Origin of the sequence: Paenibacillus alvei DSM 29, from assembly GCF_000293805.1 — a bacterium.
GTDB classification, from domain to species: Bacteria; Bacillota; Bacilli; order Paenibacillales; family Paenibacillaceae; genus Paenibacillus_B; species Paenibacillus_B alvei.
The window spans coordinates 626,605-644,787 of record NZ_AMBZ01000001.1 but is presented as its reverse complement, the minus strand read 5'-3'; the positions used below and the strand labels follow the sequence as shown (position 1 = coordinate 644,787).

Sequence of the window (18,183 nt, the reverse complement as noted above, 5' to 3'; positions counted from 1 at the left end):
GACGCTCTTTTTCTTCTATATTCCGGTTTTTTTGTGTAAACTGAAAGGATACAGAATTTTGCGGCTGCTTGCGATCGGACAGGTCTGGAGAAGTATAGCCGTAGTAATGGAGGGTAATCACGTTGCTGCAACCGGACGTCACTGTGGACGACATCAACCGGCTCGCCGGTCAAATGAAGGAGCACTTTACGTACGCGACGCTGGAGCAAGGCTGGCGATATTATCGCAAGCATGCAGTGTCCCGTGTGCGCAAGGCTGAGGGACGGACTCGGATCATTCAGGCTGATGTACATGAGACAGAGCACTATCATGTAAGGTTTCATATGAAGCGGGTCGAGGAGAGTACGTGTACGTGTCAGGCTGGAAGTGGGTGCAAGCATAAGGCGGCCGTGTTTTTCCAATTATGCGAAGCGGCGGGTAAAAAGCCGGAGCTGTATTTATCTGATTTCCGTCATGCCTACATCGAGCTCGAGAGACAACGCACTGCTGCACGCAAGCGCGAAGCACAGAAGGCAGAGCGGGAACGCCGTATCCGCGCCAGCCAGATGACACTCTCACAGGATGCTTCTGCAAAGGAGTGGCATCTCTTTTTTCATAGAAAATATGCAAAGCCCTTCACCGATTTTCAATCATCCGTAACGGAAATTACGAAATGGGTACAAGAGCAGCTGTATCGCGATAGCGAGGCGATGCCTAAATCGATACAAACGCTGCTGCGGATGCATGTACAGTTGTTCTTGATTCAGCAGATGGCAGAGCGCTATGCGCAGGCTGCACGCGGATACCATTCCCGGGATATTTCGGCGGATGATGCCGTACATCCTTGCATGGAGGAGTTAAAGGAACTGTGTAAGAAATTTGAACGTTCAGAGCTTCCAACAAATTATAGGGAGCATGTCCGATATTTGGGCATAGTAGCGGAGCAGATTGCCCTATCTGAAGAGGAGTCGCCTGTGGATAGGCTTGCAGTCTTTGCGCTCGTGTGGTCGGAAATATTGAACCATCCAGATGAATTGCGCCTTGCGCGAACGCGTCTGCAGGAACGATTGAAGCCTTTGTCCGAACTTCGGCCTCGCCTTCGTGACGCCATACGGGTTGCGCTCATCCATATCGAGTCCTTGTTAGGCTATGATGAACGGGCAATTGGCCATCTGCATGCACTTACTTTCTATAATGATCCGGAGCGATTTTTGCAGTATGCCGATGAGCGGATGGACAGTGGCGATCATGAGAAGCTGCTGATGTGGTTGAAGGCGTTGGCCCCAATGGTCAGTCAAGCGCGTCATCGTGAACTTTTAGAGCGATATTGGGGATTGTGGAAGCGGTCATACGATGCCCATGCCGATATGCATCAAGAGCTTGATGATTTGCTGCTTGTATTGCTGCCCGGCATATATCCGTATTTGTCCACATTCCTATTAGAACAGGGCAGGTACCGGGATTGGGCGGATATTCAAATGGTACGCCGCATATCGCCAGCGGAAGCGGATGTGGCGGAATGGAGACGAGTTGCAGATGCTGCGCCAAGTTTGCTGCTGCCGTTATACCATCAAGCCATTGAGCGGCATATTGAAGAGCGCAATCGAGATCATTATCGGATTGCCGTCACTTTGCTGCATGAGCTGCGCTCTATGTATGAGCGCAGTGGTTCACTTCATACGTGGGAACGATACATGGATTGCTTACATGAACGGTATTCCCGTCTAAGAGCATTTCAAGAAGAGTTGAGGGGAGGGGCACTGCTGACATGATCGAACAATCGCCTTGGATTGTAGAATGCATGAAGCGAGGTGACGGGACATTCCTGTTGTTCCATAGTGGAATACGGCGAGACGTACGTGCTCTGAAGCATTTGCTGTTCGGTTGGCATGCTCCTTCCTTCTATGGCACGATGCTTCCCATAGAGAATGAGGGACGGATCGAAGGAATTGTGGTTACTGCGGCTGAAATGCTGGAGGCGGTCGCGATGGCGCCAGGCGTGCGCTGGACGGAGCTGAAGCAGGGAGATAGCTTCCGTATTGCTTGTACTATGGCGAAGCTGTATATGGAGGTGCTGCGCGAAGGCCGATTCGAGCCGTCCTTCGAGAAATGGAAGGCGGGATCATTTGGCTGGGAGCTGCTGCTGAGCGAGTCTGAGCAGAAGACGATAGACAAATTGCTTTATCAAGCTGAACAAATAGAGCATCCGGAGTTAGTCGATTGGTTCGATGACCTGATGGCCGAATTGTTGACTGACAATCAGGATCGGAATTTGTTGCGCTCGGAAGTGTTGCGAGTGCGTCCGGAGCTGGAAGAGATGCGGATACCTTCACAGCGGTCACAGTGGACAAGCGAGCAGGATTGGCTGGAAATGATAGGATGGTCGATTGACGAGACTCCTTTTCGTGTTGTGCTTCGCATTGATGAGCCGGAGCAGGAACGTATGCCGTGGGCATTGCGCATATTGCTGCAGGAAAAAGGAGATCCCGATGTTCAAGTGGCATGCGTATGGAGCAAAGGCATGGATGAGAGTGACACGTCCTGTCAAGTGAAGGCAGCAGCAGGAGACTTCCCGGAGGCATGGAAGCCGTTTCTGCAAGAACGACTGTCTCGGGATATTCGTAAGGTGCTGCGGATCGTCCCGTGGCTTGAAGAGACATCGAACAGCCAATTGAAGGATTCCGATAATGAACCACTTATCAAAATTCAAGAAACTAGCGGAATTGGCCAGATAGATACGGTAGAAAAAACGGCTAATGCTACTTGGTGCCGATTGAAGGAGAGGCTTGGGGAAGAAGAAGCATGGCGCTTCTTAGCTGAGGGAAGCTTGTTGCTTGCAGAGGCAGGATTTCGAGTGATCGTCCCCGCTTGGTGGCAGCGAGTACGTCAAATGAGAACACGGCTTAAAGCGCGTGTTCCATCCTCTGCAGGATCCTTCTCTGCTTCGACGATGGGTATTAATCAGATGATTCAGTTTGATTGGAGACTTGCAATCGGGGATGTAGACGTAAGTGAAGCAGAATTCCGCCAACTGATTGAAGAGGATCGGAGGCTTGTCCGGCTGAATGGCCAATGGATTCAATTGAATCCTGACGACGTAAAGGAAATCCGTCGCCTAATGAATCAGGTGGATGGCGGCGGAATGACATTCGGCGAGGTGCTCGAACATCATATGGCTATGGAGCGTCAGCGGCTGGAGGAAGGCTTGCTGGAGGAGGACATGGAGCGGGACAATCGTCTTCGGCTTGAATTAGAGCTGAATGAGCAGTTGCAGCACTGGCTTGCCATGCTCCAGCATCATGAATCGATTCCGCCAAGCGCTATGCCGGCAGGATTGCTCGGAACACTGCGGAAATATCAGGCTGACGGGTACTCTTGGTTGATGTTCCTTCGCCGTTTCGGGCTTGGCGCTTGTCTAGCAGATGATATGGGACTAGGAAAAACCATACAATGGATTGCTTACGTGTTAAGAGTGAGGGAAGTTGAACCGGATTCCGGGCCTTCCCTGTTAATCTGCCCGACCTCGCTAATCGGCAACTGGCAGAAGGAATTGGAGCGATTCGCTCCAGATCTTCAGGTATATTTGCATTATGGGGCTGATCGGCTTCGGGATGAAAGGTTTGCAAAGGAGATTCAAAGTGCCGATGTAGTAATTACAACCTATACGCTGGCATTAATGGATCGCGAGCTGCTATGGCCGGTTATGTGGAATTCGGTATGTTTGGATGAGGCACAGAATATTAAGAATCCCTATGCGAAGCAGTCGGCAGCAATTCGGAAGCTGCGTGCTAGGCACCGAATAGCGCTGACGGGTACGCCAATGGAAAACCATTTGACTGAGCTGTGGTCCATCTTTGACTTCGTCAACCCAGGGTACTTGGGTACACTGGCCCAGTTCCGGAAAACCTACGTCAATCCGATTGAGCGCAGTCGAGATGCGGAGTGGACGAAGCTCGTCCAGCGGCTTGTGCAGCCGTTTCTGTTGCGCAGGCTAAAGCGGGATCCGGAGATTCAGCTTGATTTGCCGGATAAAAATGAATCGAAGGTCTATGTGCCGTTAACAGCTGAGCAGGCTTCGGTGTATGAGCAGACGCTGCACGCGTTGTTCGAGGATCTGGATCAGCTTGATCCAATGGAACGAAGGGGCAGAGTGTTGGCTGCAATAACGAAGCTGAAGCAGGTATGCAATCATCCGTCCCTTGTGCTGCGAGATCGGGCAACGGGACGGGATTCCACTCGTTCGGGCAAGCTGACGCGCTTGTTGGAAATGCTGGAGGAACTGCGTTCGACAGGGGAACGAAGTCTCATATTTACACAATATGCCGAGACGGGAAAGTTGCTGCAAGAAGTACTTGAGCGAAACACGAAGGAATCAGTTCCATTTCTGCATGGTAGTGTACCGAAGGCTGAACGTGATCGCATGGTTCAGCGATTTCAGGATGAATCGCTGCCGGAGGAAGAACGGCCTCGCATTTTCATCTTATCGCTTAAGGCTGGCGGCACAGGGCTGAATCTGACAGCTGCTAACCATGTGTTCCATTACGATCGCTGGTGGAACCCAGCGGTGGAGAATCAGGCGTCTGACCGGGCGTATCGAATCGGACAGACACGCAATGTGCAAGTATACAAGCTGATTGCCCTTGGAACCCTTGAAGAGCGGATTGATGATATGATTGAGCAGAAGCAAACCTTGAATGAACAAGTAATTGGCGGCGGAGAGAAGTGGATTACAGAGCTGTCTCCAACCGAATTGCGGGAGCTGTTTGCATTGCGGAGACATGTAATGGAGTAGGCGGAGTCAAGCTCGATCCTTCCAGATGGAATTGTCTGCATAAATATCCTCATTCTACAGACAATATTGTCCATGAGGAGGATGATGGGCATGTGCAGGAAATATGCAATTTCCGCAGATCTATCTGAGATTGAACGGGTATTTGAGATCGAGCAAGTGCTCTATCCCTATCAACGGCGCTATAATATTAGCCCGACACAAGCGGTGCCGGCAATTTTAGAGCTTAAGGGCAGGCGTGTACTGGATAAATTCAGGTGGGGAATGGTGCCCTTTTGGGGCAAGGATTCATTGAATGCCGATATTTATTCGGTTCATAGCAATTCGGCTTATTGGAAGCTAACGGAGCGTCAACGGTGCGTTATTCCGTGCAGCGGCTTCTACTACTGGAGGCAACAAGGGAAAAAAAGCCTTCCTGTTCATATGGTGCTGCGTTCGCGGGGCGTCTTCGGGGTAGCAGGACTGTATGAGGTATGGCGCGATGCACAAGGAAGAGTGCAGCAGACATGCACGTTATTAATGTCGCGGTCAAATGAGCTTGTTGCTGAATTCGAGACACGCATGTCGGCTATATTGGATCCTGTGGAAGTGGATGCTTGGCTTCGACCGGTATCTACTGAGATCGAGTCGCTTGCTCGATTGCTGCGTCCATATGCAGCGGAACGAATGATGTTCTACCCAGTTACACCGCGTATCGAGGATGAACAATATGACCATTCGGACTGTGTTCAGGAATTGGATATGAGACTTGGCTGGGTTAAGCCATGAATTAACGAGCACGTTACAGTGGGGATACAACATCATCACATCATTAGGGAATCGTTGAATGATCAGATGCGGTGGTTCAGATAGAAAGATATTATGTACAGCCTTGGCTCAATGATTACGGGTCAAGGCTGTTCCTGTTGTTCTGCATTATTCAGCATGTATTGTCTTTCTTGGTTACCGAGAACATTTATTCACTGAGGTACGTTTCTTTTCCCTACTCGTGAACATGCTATAATAGCTTAATTAAACCGTTGTTCGGTGAAAGATTTGGCGAAGGGGGAGATTTCTTTGCAGCGAAAGCTTTACCCGGAATGGTCATGGTCACCCTCGCGGCATGTGCTGTTCGAAGAGTGTAGACGCAAATATTATTATCATTATTATGCCTCGCATAATGGCTGGTTTCGAGATGCGCCGCCATTGGCAAGACAAGCTTATCAGTTGAAACAGATGACCAACTTGCATCTTGTGTTCGGGGAAGCGATGCATAAGATGGCAGAAGCGACATTGATGCAGATGCATCAATCCGGTCGAATGATGGATGCGGAGGATATCGTGCGTCGCGTGCGTAATCTACTTAATCAGGCATATACGGATTCCCTTGATGTAGAAGCATGGAAGGAGCTGCCGAAGCAGCGTACGATGCTTCATGAAATGTACTATGGCGGGCAGTTGCCAGCTCGGACGATTGAAATGATTAAAACTCGCATTCCCATTTTGGCAGACCGGTTCCTAAACAGCCGCAGTGTGCAGCAATATCGGGAAGATTCGGATGTACGGCTTATGGAGTTAGAGCGATTGAACACGATAGAGGTGGCCAGCACGAACGTATTTGTTAAGCTGGACGTTATGTTCCGTCATCATGACCATTATATCATTGTAGATTGGAAGACCGGTCAGGAAGATGAGCGCAATAAGACACAGCTTCGCTTGTATGGATTGTATGTGCATCGTGTGTATGGGGTGCCTTATGAAAAGCTTGATATCCGGACGGAATATTTGCTTAGCGGGAGCTGTGTAGAGGATGCTGTGTATGAGGAAGAGATGGAGGAATTGGAACGTCATGTCGTCGACAGTATGCTGCTTATGCGAGATTATTTGGAAGAGCCACTGCGCAATCAGCCAATGTCCATCGATGCGTTCGAACCGACAGAAGAGGTGAAGCGCTGCCGTCGTTGTCCGTATTTGGACATATGTGAGTATGGACGGCGTGAGGAAGCAGTATCGTAGATGAGAAAGCATTTTCGCTCACGATTGCAGCAATAAGGAGATTAGTTATAGTAGGGAGAAGCCCATTTTTTATGAACATTAAAATAATCGTTTGAATTTATGAATGGGATAAGATATACTACAACTACAGATAACATTCAAACATTCTTTTGAATATTGTAATGATTACGATTAAGCAAAGGATGATTCAACTTTCAAGCGAATGTGATTAATGCGCTTAATCTTCAATGAAATTAACAACAATATAGTTAAGAGGTGAACAAAATGGTAGCACAGCGATCAACGAATGATTTGGAGAACATCCAATCGCATACACACAATAAAGAAGATGTATGTGAAATTGTATGTTATGACGCCGTAAAAATTAATGCCTTGAAAGGCCGCGTTGAGGACACTGAGGTACAAGGGATGGCTCAGATGTTCAAGGCCTTATCGGATCCGACCCGGATGAAGATGGCATGCTTGCTGGATGAGGGGGAAGAGCTGTGTGTATGCGATATGGCTATATTAACAGGTCAATCCATTGCGACTACCTCGCATCACTTGCGAGTCATGAAGAATCTAGGAATCGCGAAATCACGCAAGGATGGCAAGAATGTCTTTTATACCTTGAATGACCATCATATTCGGATGCTCGTTCGAATGACACTAGAACATTTGAGAGAGGAGCATTGCCATGACGACGCGGGGCATAGAGAAGGCTGACGAACGAATTGCATATCGAGTGCAAGGATTGTCGTGCGGGAACTGTGCACGGGAGATGGAAGGCGAGATTCGCCGGTTGAAGCATGGTGAGGATGCGACATTAAGCTATAATAGTGGAACATTGAAGCTGAATAAGAATATCGACTTGACTGCCGTGAAGCGGATCTTGCGAACAGACGGCGCGAAGCTGGTGGAATCAGGCGGGGCTGCTTCAAGCTCGGCGCATGCATCAGCCAATGCGCACGCAGAGTGTGCTTGCGATGGTCATGATCATGGGCATTCCCACGAGGGACATGGTCACGAAGGACATTCTCACAGTCACTCGCATAGCCATTCAAGCGGTAAGGCACATCAGCATGATCATGGACATGATCACGACCATGATGCAGAAGGCCATGGACATGATCACAGCCACGGGGATATGAATCGGATGAAGTGGCTGCTGGGCACTTCCGGCTTGTTGTATGTTGCTACATTCGTACTCGACAATGCTGCACCTTACGGCGTATTGATTGGCATGTATCTGCTCGCCATGCTGCTTAGTGGATATGGCACCTTCATGAAAGGGCTTCGGAACCTGCTGCGGCTGCGCTTCAATATGGATACGCTGATGACAGTGGCGCTCACTGGTGCGGTTGTTATCGGAGAGTGGAAAGAAGCGACGCTCGTCGCCATCTTATTCGGGCTGAATGAAATGTTGGAAGGCTACGGCATGGAGCGGGCTCGTCAATCGATGGAAGCCTTGCTTGCAGTAGCTCCGAAGCAGGCTACCGTGCTTCGCAATGGGCAAAGTGTAACAATTGCGATTGAACAATTGGTAGTCGGCGATGTTGTACTGGTGCGTCCCGGGGAAAAGATTCCCTCCGATGGGACGGTCGTTGAAGGAAACAGCGCCGTCAATGAGGCGGCTATTACAGGAGAATCTTTGCCGGTATCCAAAGCGGCTGATGATGTGGTATACGGAGGCAGTGTGAACACCGACGGCATCCTGAAGGTACGTATTGATAAAGCGTATGAAGATTCGTCACTGGCGAAAATTTTGCATCTTGTGCAGGAAGCACAGGATACGAAAACACCGACAGAACTGTTCATTGATCGGTTTGCCCGTGTGTATACACCAATCATTATGGTAATTGCAGCACTTGTAATGCTCGTACCGCCGCTATTCATGGGTGGAGAGTGGTATAAATGGTTCTATCAAGGGCTTGCCGTTCTGATTGTCGGCTGTCCATGTGCACTTATTCTATCATCGCCAATTGCTATTGTCAGCGGGATTACACGCAACGCTCGCAACGGAATTCTGATCAAGGGCGGCGTCCATCTGGAGCAGCTTGGCAAGATTGAGGCACTGGCCTTTGACAAGACAGGTACCTTGACGAAGGGGGAGCCTGCGGTACAAGATGAGGCGATATATGATGAAGATCGCTTCTACCAGATCGCTGGTTCCATTGAGCAGGCTTCCTTACATCCGCTTGCCAAGGCCATTATGAGGCATCTGGAGGCGAAGGGAAGCACTTCCTTCGAAGAACCAGCACACAGTGAGACCGTGGCGGGAGAAGGAATTCGGGCTGAAATTCAGGGTGCCGTCTACTGGGTAGGCAGTGAGCGCGTACTGGATAAGCTGCAGGGTGGTTCGGCTGAAAGAGTGCGTCAGGCACGTAAAGCTGCGGAGCAAATGAAGTCGCGTGGGCTTACTTTAGTGGTTGTTGTATCTGAACAAGACGGTAAGCCGTTAGGGGTATTTGGATTAGCCGATGAGATTCGTGAGGAAAGCAAGCGGACGATTGCGGCTCTCCACGCTGCTGGTGTGAAGCATACGGTCATGCTGACAGGCGACCATGCTCAATCTGCGGAACAAGTAGCTAAGAGTGTGGGTGTAACCGACTGGTATGCACAGTTGCTGCCGCAGCAGAAAGTCGATAAAATTAAGGAACTTGGTCAGAAATACCCTGTCGCTATGGTTGGCGACGGCATTAACGATGCGCCTGCATTAGCTTCTGCACAGTTGGGAATCGCAATGGGCAAAGGAACAGACAGTGCCGTTGAAACGGCGGATATCGTCCTCATGCAGGATCATCTCGGGAAGCTGCCTAGCGCAATTCGGATTTCGCATAAGGTGAACCGCATCGTGCGCTGGAACATCGGGCTCGCGCTTGGCTTGAAAATTATTGCCTTGCTGCTTACGATCCCGGGATGGCTGACACTTTGGATTGCAATTTTGTCCGATATGGGGGCGACCATCGTAGTTACTTTGCTTGGTATGACTGTGCTTCTCGGACGAGATCATGAAGAATAACGTAAAATCATCATAGCTGCATCCGAAAATAGAAACCGCCTGTATTCTCGGGACTGACCCCCGTTTGTGAGACAGGGATCAAAACACCTTACAAGTTTAAGCAGCCAGTCGTCGAAAATTAATCGGCGACTGGTTATTTAGTTTCGTTTGAATGCGAATTGAGTTATAGTAAGTAATGTAATCTCGAACGATCTGCTCAACGATGGCGGTCGTTGTACAGGTAATTTTTTCGAGATAGAACGTTTCAGACTTTAGTGTGGAATGAAACGATTCGATGGGGGCATTATCAGCGGGCGTTCCCTTGCGGGACATGCTCATGGTAATGCCTTTTGCTTTTATTGCTTCTTGATAAACCTGAGACGTATATACACTTCCTTGATCGCTGTGAAGCATCATATCTGAACGTAGCGGAAGCTGATTCAGCGTATCAAGAACAAAAGAAGTGTCTTGCTTGTCTGCTATACTGTAAGCCACGATCTCTCCGTTATACAAGTCTAAAATACTTGATAAGTATAGTGTTTTTCCGCCGTAAGGCAAATACGTAATATCAGTCACGAGTTTTTGCATCGGAGCAATTGCTTGAAATTGACGCTTTAACAGGTGTTCCGCGACATGTGCTGGCTGTCCAGTAGGTTTGCGTTTCTTCACTTTAACTCGGCATTGTAGTCCTTCACGTTGCATAATTCGCTGTACACGTTTGTGATTAATTTGTTGTTCCATTCGAAGGAGTGACGTGATCTTTCGGTACCCATAACGGAATTTATGTTCCGTACAGAGCTCTCGAATTTTCCCTACGGCATTATCTACACGCTTAGCTCTGCAAGATGATTTCCAACGATAATAATTAGATCGAGGAATCCCTAACCATGCACAGGCTTGAGTAATACTTATTTCTCCTCGAATGGACTCCATCCAAGCGATAACTACTTCAGGTGACACCTCCTTTCCAAATCCTTGTACTTTTTTAGAACCTCTAACTGCTGCTTAAGAAAATGATTCTCTGCTTTCACTTTTTCAAGCTCTGATAGATATTCTGGGCCTTTGCCGTAGCTGTATTGCTTACCTACTGGCTGCTCCAGGCGATAGAGTTCACCTTCCCGATACCATTTCATCCAGACTTTTAACTGAGTCTCATTTTTGATGTTTAGCTCGTTCATTACTTCTTTCACAGGAATACCAGCTAATCTCATTTCGATTGCTTTCAATTTCACTTCCGCCGGGTAACTCACTCTAGTTGCCAACGCAAAAACACCTCCAAGATTGTCTCCCTTATCTTACGATATAAGGATATTTCTCTTAAAGGTGTTTTGATTTGTCTCACGTTATGGGGTCAGTCCCCTCCATCTGTGGAGGAGGCAGGCGGTTTTTTGTCGGCTTGCTTTTTAGGATTGATTGACCGGGGGGAATAACGCAAGATTCTTCTCAAATAGTAGATATCCATTGTCTGTACGACCTTGGTACGCAAAGCCCGCTCCACGATAGAACGACTCCAGTGCTGGAATACCGGACATGCAATCAAGACGAATGCTGCGCTTATTCGGAAACGCGATGCCGCTTGCTGTCCATGCTAGAATTCCACTTCCGACATGCTGACCTGCATAATTACGGTTGATGGCGAGACGGTGCACATATACGGATTCCTCTACGGAATCATTTCCCCACAACAAGCGATCCCATGGACTTGGCGTTGTTAGCAATATGACCATGCCGGCAATCTGCCCCTCCTGCTTAAATAAGAAGACATCGCCGTTCAGAATCGCGTCCGCTGTATTGTGGGTGTCTTGTCCTTGAAGCAATGCATTCCATTGGGTAGAGCCTCGTTCTTGTAGCCACTTGGCGGTGTTGTGCAGCAGTGCCATTACATGTTCAGTATCAGTTGAAAGCGCACGAACAGCAATAAGTCCGTTAGGCAACGTTTTCTGTTGAATTATTCCCTCATTCACAGCAATATCCCACCCTTTTTCACGCCTAGTATTAGTAGTTCAAATCTCGTTTGTTGTAAGGCGAATTTCATTTTGCTGCTATTGTATCGCATTGACGTATTTCTTTGCACGTACCAAAGTTGCTCGTTCCTATCAATAAACAAATCAAGAGTAAGAACCGGATCTGTCGGGCATCTTACAAGATATGGATGGATTGACGGGAGGTATATGTTCATGAATGAGTCATGGATATCAAGACATCAGACGAGTAACAGGGACGATAGAAAATGGGATCAGACCACAGGGATGTGTCCATGGCAATTGGGGGCAAGATCGCGCTTAATGCGCGCGTCTTCCTGGGGAGTGCTGTTGTTATGCATAGTGCTGGCAGGGTGCGGATCAACGATGACTGTCGCCTCCGACGAAGCAGCGTTCTATGCCGGAGAGCCTCTAGTGAACGAGCAGGCGACACATGCACCTTGGATTGCTACGAAAAATATGACGCGTATTAATACAGATGATCACGTGAAGGCGGCAGTCACTGTATCTCGAACAGTATGGCCCGGGTATATTGACGAACAGCGGCCTAATGGGGTTGTACTTGTACCGGATGAACAGTGGTCGGTTGCAATGGCGGCTGCCGATCTTATTCATTTCCCCAATAATGGCCCGCTGCTCTATATTAAGTCCGACCGCATTCCGGAGGAAACTAGAATAGAATTGCAGCGTCTCAAGCCTAAAGGCTCGCCTGACAATAAAGGAGTGCAAGCGATCGTTGTAGGCAAGGTGGATGCGACAGTGGTAGACGAGGTGAAGAAGTTGGGACTAAAAGTAGATGTAATTGCTGGCGATAATCCGGCAGCCGTTGCAGCTGCTATCGACGATTATTACGCAAGAGTAAGCAAAGATCGGCCGATGTCAGTCATTATTGCTTCTTCCGATGATCCGTCCTATGCCCTGCCTGCGGTTAATTGGATTGCACATATGCCAGAGCCCGTACTGTACGTGAACAAGCAGGGGATTCCGCAGTCAACAGCTGACGTGCTCGCGAAGCGTCGTAAGAAGGCGGTCATGTATGTACTTGGCTCAGAGAACACCATTCCACAGGAAGTCACCGATGAATTGCAGGTGTTCGGACGAGTTGAGCGCATTCCTGCAGCATCTCCGATAGAACAAGCTATTGCCTTTGCTCGATACAAAGATAAGAAGACTGGGTTCGGTTGGGGAATTACGTCGCCAGGACATAATTTCTCCTTTGTGAAGCAAGGGAGTGAGCGGCTGGCAATTGCTCAAGCTCCATTTGCTCATTTGGGCAAGCATGCTCCGCTGTTGTGGGTGCAAGGCGATCAGGTGCCGATGGCCGTGTATGATTATGTGCAGTCAATACGGCCTCATTATGAGCATACGCCAGCAGAAGGGCCTTATAATGCTGCCTGGTTAACTGGAGCTGAAGTGTCCGTTGCCCCTCGAATACAGAGTGAGTTAGATGCCCTGCTTGAGATTCAGTCCAAGAGAGACACAGCGCATGGAGCCGCCCATCACCATAGCTCATAATTTACAGTGAATCGGTAATTTTCAAGCTTCCTTCCCCTTACGTGATCACTAGAGGAAGGAAGCTGCTGTTTTATGGCCGGAAAATCAGAGGTTAGGATGCTCCATCCTCGTTAGCAAGTGGAGTAGGGCGTTCGAAGTGAATGGCGGTGTCAAAGTATGACAGAAGTACTTATATAGGTCTAATATATAACATCTATATTCTTTATAGGTTTTAATTATCGATTATGCAGGGTGTTTAGAAACTTGTGGAAATTTTTTGATAAATAGTCGTTTATTTTGCACAAAAGAAATGGAAAAATGGGCAGCTTTCCATTACATTTAAGGAAGGTGAAAAAAGTTAGAAGAGGTGAATGAATTGGGAAAAACTTCAAAATCAAAACGTAACAAGCAGCCTGGGCAGGTTAGGCCGTCAACTTCAGCATCTACTGAGGGACAAGCCCGGACAGTGCCAACTTCACGCAGCAATAAGAAACGGAATGACCGCATCTTCTTATTCATGATTCCTGTAGCCATAGTTGTGCTTCTTGGGCTCATATTTGTATTGAACAAGCAAGGGGAGAAGATCAAGCAGGATGAGATGGTGAGCAGACCTGCCGTACAGTTCGATCTGACAGGCCAGCCAACGCTAGGTTCTTCAGAGGCGAAGGTATCGATTGTAGAATTTGGGGATTACAAATGCCCTGCTTGTAAGGATTGGGAAACAACCGTGTTTCCGCAGCTGAAAAAGGACTTTATCGATACGGGTAAGGCAAAGTTTTCCTTTATTAATTATCCATTTATTGGGAACTCCTACATGGCATCGAATGCCGCAGAGGAAGTATTCCTTCAGAAGCCAGAAGCCTTCTGGCCCTATCATGAGGCAATTTATCATGCGCAAGGCAATGAACAAGACAACTGGATAACAACCCCATTGCTCTTAGACCTTGCGAAGCAGGTGTCGCCGGATATTGATCTTGGGAAATTAGAAAAAGCAATTGACGAGCAAACACATAAAGATGCAATTAGCCAAGATTTGAAGCTGAAGGATCTTGCCAAAGTATCAGGAACTCCATCTGTATATGTGAATGGCAAGGAGTTCACAGGGCAGTGGGACAGCTACAGTGAATTGAAAGCGTTCATCGAACAAGCATTGAATGAAGCGAAATAGCATATACAACGAGTATACAAGCTGTACGTAATTCATGATGTATTGAGAGTAATATTTAAATCAGGAGGAACGATATATGTCCGCAATCCGGCGTTACGCATTGTATTTTGCTTGGATCATCTCCTTGATTGCAACCAGTGGAAGCTTGTATATGAGTGAAGTGTTGTTATGGGAACCATGCAAGCTATGTTGGATTCAACGGATATTCATGTATCCGCTTGTTCTCTTGCTTGGCATAGCTGCATACCGCAATGATCGGAGCATCGTAAGATACACGCTTCCGCTTACGATCATTGGCGGATCTGTATCTATTTATCATTACTTGCTGCAAAAGGTACCGGGAATGGCAAGCTTAACTCCTTGTCGATCAGGAGTTCCGTGCAACTATGATTACATGGAAGGTTGGATTACAATTCCGTCGCTAGCGTTTATCGCATTTCTACTCATCACGATTCTACTGATTATCGGACGCAAGAACGAACCAGAGGAATAAGGCATAGTGTTGTCAACGAGATGGGAGAGAATGAAATGATGAAATTGGGACTGCAAATGAAAATGGTTGTCGGCATGCTGGTGGTATCTGGCGTTACCTATGCGACAAGCGGGTTATTTATCTTCGTGCTGAAGCCCTATCTAGCACCTAGCATGAATCAACTGCTGTATGACGGCATCATCTTTATGCTTGGCGTATTCTGGACGTGCCTGCTGGGCTGGCTTGCGGCACGACTGGTCGTAAAGCCGATTATTCAATTAACGAAGGCGGCGGATGAGGCGGCGCAAGGTAAACTGAACGTGGTACTGCCAACATACCGCTTCCATGATGAGGTCAATGTCCTGATTACCTCGTTCGGCCAGATGGTACGCAATTTGCAGCATATGATAACAGAGATTAAAAGCAGTGTAGATATTACGACGCAAAATACATCGACATTAAGTGGGGCAATGACGCAAGCTGCTCACCAGATTGAACAAATCTCCTGTGCGGCAGATGAGATGAATCGCGGGGCTGAGCAGCAAGCGATGTGGACTGCAGAAGCTGCTAAGTCAGTTGAACAGATACATGCCTCTGCCGGTGCTGTACAAGCACGAGCGGAAGAGACTGAGCGAATGACCAAAGATATGTTGGAAACTCTTGCAGCGAGCGAAGGGATGTTGAAATCGATCATCGACGGTATGTTAATGGCGGCTGAATCGGGGCAGGCTTCGATCAATACCGTCCAGCGGCTTAGTGAGCAGGCAGAGCAAATTGGCGATATATCGACCGCGGTTCGGGATATTGCGGATCAAACCCATTTGCTCGCCTTGAATGCTTCTATTGAAGCTGCCAGAGCTGGCGAGCATGGAGCGGGATTTGCCGTTATCGCCTCACAGGTACGAAAGCTGGCGGAGCAAAGTGCTTCTGCTGTAAGCAATATTAACGACCGTATCGTGCTTATGCAGTCTCAGGTCGTGCAGGCTGTGCAATTGATTACGAAGCAAGTCAATATCGTAAGCGTGGAGGCTGCAAAGAAGGACAAAGCTGCGAATGCCCTCAGCGCCATCGCTCATGTGACGAAGCAAGCATCGAAGGCTGTTCATGATATTGCAAATGAAGTCGAGGAGCAGACGGAGCGCTTCGCTTCCACGTTAGAGCAAACGCGCAAAATGGCTTCCATCGTCAATGAAATGGCAGAAGGAACTCGTCAAGTAGCAAGTGCAACCCAAGAGCAGACAGCCGTAATGGAAGAAATGGCTGCATCATCTGACGTGCTGCGTGACCAAGCGCAGCGCTTACAGGTACAGACAGCTGCATTTAAAAGCTAGTTTATAGATTATCGGATTGAGACTTGCATCAATAATTGATGCAAGTCTTTTTTTTGTGACATTTATTCATAAACAGGTCTGTTAAATGTATGTTCATTTGGAGAGAAGTCGGTATGATGGAGGTAAGTATGCTTAATTGTTTGGTTCTTAATTCACGGTAAAAGGCAGGAGGAGAACGTTTCATGACAGCGCTTTCGTACGAGGATCAGCATTTTATGCTTGAAGGAAAGCCTATCCAGCTTATATCTGGTGCCGTTCATTATTTCCGCATTGTGCCCGAATATTGGGAAGACCGACTCCGAAAGGTGAAGGCGATGGGCTGTAACTGTGTAGAGACATATATTGCTTGGAACGTGCATGAGCCGCGCGATGGGCAGTTCAACTTTGATGGAATCGCGGATGTTGTTGAATTTATCCGGATTGCACAGCGGGTTGATTTACTTGTCATTGTTCGTCCAAGCCCTTATATATGTGCAGAATGGGAATTCGGTGGCATGCCGGCATGGCTGCTAAAGGAAGACATAAGGCTGCGCTGCAGTGATCCCAGATTCCTTGAGAAGGTATCCGCGTACTATGATGCGCTTATACCGCAGTTGAAGCCGCTGCTTTCGACTTCTGGAGGGCCTATTATTGCGGTGCAGATTGAGAATGAATATGGCAGCTACGGTAACGATCAGGCTTACTTGCAAGCCTTGCGCAATATGCTCGTAGAGCGTGGCATTGATGTCCTGCTGTTCACTTCAGATGGCCCTGCTGATGATATGCTGCAGGGAGGTATGACAGAGGGCGTGCTGGCAACCGTCAACTTCGGTTCCAGACCGAAGGAAGCCTTTGGCAAGCTAGAGGAATACCAGCCGAATGCACCGCTTATGTGTATGGAGTATTGGAACGGGTGGTTTGATCATTGGTTCGAGGAACATCATACCCGCAGTGCGGAAGATGCGGCGCAGGTGCTGGATGAAATGCTTAGTATGGGGGCGTCTGTGAATTTCTATATGCTGCATGGCGGAACGAACTTCGGATTTAGCAGCGGCGCTAACCATGGCGGACGATACAAGCCAACTGTAACCAGCTATGACTATGATAGCGCGATTAGCGAAGCAGGTGATATTACGCCTAAATATCAACTTTTCCGAAAAGTGATTGGGAAATATGTGTCTCTTTCGGAAGATGATATGCCGCAAAATACGCCGAAGGCAGCTTATGGAGAGGTGAAGGTGAACCGCTCTGTGAAGCTGTTCGATACGCTTTCTTCGATGACTGATGTGAAGACGAGTGTCTGCCCAGAGCCAATGGAGAAGTATGGGCAAAATCAGGGATTCATTCTTTATTCCACACGGGTTTCAGGTCCTCGTTCAGAATGCTTCTTAACGATTCAGGATGTCCGTGATCGTGCCCATGTATTCCTTAATCGGAAGCTGGTCGGGGTTGTTGAGCGTTGGGATCCGCAGCAGCTATCGATTATGATACCGGAAGGCGGAGCACAGCTGGATATTCTTGTAGAGAATATGGGGCGAATCAACTATGGATCGGAGCTGCTTGATCGGAAAGGGATTACACATGGTGTCTGTTTGAACGGTCAATTTCTTTTCCATTGGGAAGTACGTAATCTTGAACTGGATACATTAGATGGCTTGCACTTCGAGGCAACTAATACCGGCTTAGAGGGTGAGCAGCCTGTCTTTTGTGAGGCAGCATTGTTGATACAGGATGGGCCGCAAGATACCTTCCTTCGCCTTGATGGATGGAAGAAGGGCGTTGTGTTCGTTAATGGTTTTAACCTAGGGCGTTATTGGGAGGTAGGGCCGCAGCAGACTCTATATGTGCCAGCCCCTATTCTTCGTCAGGGTGAAAATCACATTGTCGTGTTGGAACTGCATTGTCCAGGTGACAAGATTAGCTTTGTGGCAGAACCGTCTTTATAAGTTAATTTTCATTCAATCGCGATGGTAAGCGAGAGCAGCCTTCTAACAAGTGAAAGGCTGCTCTCTTT

Annotated in this window: 13 protein-coding genes; 11 read left to right on the top strand and 2 right to left on the bottom strand. The window is 48.2% G+C overall.

Annotation, left to right across the window (positions count from 1 at the left end):
• Window positions 1-122: 122 nt before the first annotated feature.
• The 6 genes from PAV_RS02965 (at window position 123) to PAV_RS02940 (ending at window position 9,764) form a co-directional block, all read left to right on the top strand.
• On the top strand, window positions 123-1,751 hold the full coding sequence (locus PAV_RS02965) for an SWIM zinc finger family protein (protein WP_005543411.1): 1,629 nt from the start codon (window positions 123-125) through the stop codon (window positions 1,749-1,751).
• A complete protein-coding gene (locus PAV_RS02960) occupies window positions 1,748-4,771 on the top strand; it encodes a DEAD/DEAH box helicase (protein WP_005543410.1) in 3,024 nt (1,007 codons plus the stop codon). The genes PAV_RS02965 and PAV_RS02960 overlap by 4 nt, the downstream gene beginning before the upstream one ends.
• A gap of 90 nt (window positions 4,772-4,861) precedes the next feature.
• Entirely contained in the window at window positions 4,862-5,536 is a 675-nt protein-coding gene (locus PAV_RS02955) for an SOS response-associated peptidase (protein ID WP_005543407.1), read from the top strand.
• A gap of 288 nt (window positions 5,537-5,824) precedes the next feature.
• Window positions 5,825-6,763: a PD-(D/E)XK nuclease family protein gene (locus tag PAV_RS02950; RefSeq protein ID WP_005543405.1), complete on the top strand. Its 939-nt coding sequence runs from the start codon at window positions 5,825-5,827 to the stop codon at window positions 6,761-6,763.
• Between the two features lie 264 nt (window positions 6,764-7,027).
• Window positions 7,028-7,468, top strand: a complete 441-nt coding sequence (locus PAV_RS02945; RefSeq protein ID WP_005543403.1) for an ArsR/SmtB family transcription factor — start codon at window positions 7,028-7,030, stop codon at window positions 7,466-7,468.
• Window positions 7,440-9,764, top strand: coding sequence for a heavy metal translocating P-type ATPase (locus PAV_RS02940; RefSeq protein WP_005543401.1), 2,325 nt, complete (start codon window positions 7,440-7,442; stop codon window positions 9,762-9,764). The genes PAV_RS02945 and PAV_RS02940 overlap by 29 nt, the downstream gene beginning before the upstream one ends.
• Window positions 9,765-9,860: 96 nt before the next feature.
• Here the strand turns inward: PAV_RS02940 and PAV_RS02935 are convergent.
• Together PAV_RS02935 and PAV_RS02925 are read right to left on the bottom strand one after the other, a co-directional pair.
• Window positions 9,861-11,005, bottom strand: a protein-coding gene (locus PAV_RS02935) for an IS3 family transposase (protein ID WP_085981350.1) whose coding sequence is annotated in 2 segments (ribosomal slippage) — window positions 9,861-10,732 and window positions 10,732-11,005 — 1,146 coding nt in all. Because the reading frame shifts where the segments join, the coding sequence is not laid out codon by codon here.
• A 141-nt stretch (window positions 11,006-11,146) separates the two neighbouring features.
• The gene (locus tag PAV_RS02925; protein WP_005543398.1) at window positions 11,147-11,707 is read right to left on the bottom strand and encodes an N-acetyltransferase; all 561 of its coding nucleotides are present in this window, start codon (window positions 11,705-11,707) and stop codon (window positions 11,147-11,149) included.
• A gap of 213 nt (window positions 11,708-11,920) precedes the next feature.
• Here PAV_RS02925 and PAV_RS02920 point away from each other — a divergent pair, with 213 nt between their 5' ends.
• From PAV_RS02920 to PAV_RS02900, 5 genes are all read left to right on the top strand, one after another.
• A complete protein-coding gene (locus tag PAV_RS02920) occupies window positions 11,921-13,240 on the top strand; it encodes a cell wall-binding repeat-containing protein (RefSeq protein WP_005543397.1) in 1,320 nt (439 codons plus the stop codon).
• Window positions 13,241-13,595: 355 nt separating this feature from the next.
• Window positions 13,596-14,387 carry a DsbA family protein gene (locus tag PAV_RS02915; RefSeq protein WP_005543395.1) on the top strand — a complete coding sequence of 264 codons (792 nt, stop codon included), beginning with the start codon at window positions 13,596-13,598 and terminating at the stop codon, window positions 14,385-14,387.
• A 76-nt stretch (window positions 14,388-14,463) separates the two neighbouring features.
• Window positions 14,464-14,880, top strand: a complete 417-nt coding sequence (locus tag PAV_RS02910; protein ID WP_005543394.1) for a disulfide oxidoreductase — start codon at window positions 14,464-14,466, stop codon at window positions 14,878-14,880.
• Window positions 14,881-14,915: 35 nt separating this feature from the next.
• Window positions 14,916-16,190, top strand: a complete 1,275-nt coding sequence (locus PAV_RS02905) for a methyl-accepting chemotaxis protein (RefSeq protein ID WP_005543393.1) — start codon at window positions 14,916-14,918, stop codon at window positions 16,188-16,190.
• A gap of 182 nt (window positions 16,191-16,372) precedes the next feature.
• A complete protein-coding gene (locus tag PAV_RS02900) occupies window positions 16,373-18,115 on the top strand; it encodes a glycoside hydrolase family 35 protein (protein ID WP_005543392.1) in 1,743 nt (580 codons plus the stop codon).
• Window positions 18,116-18,183 lie beyond the last annotated feature (68 nt).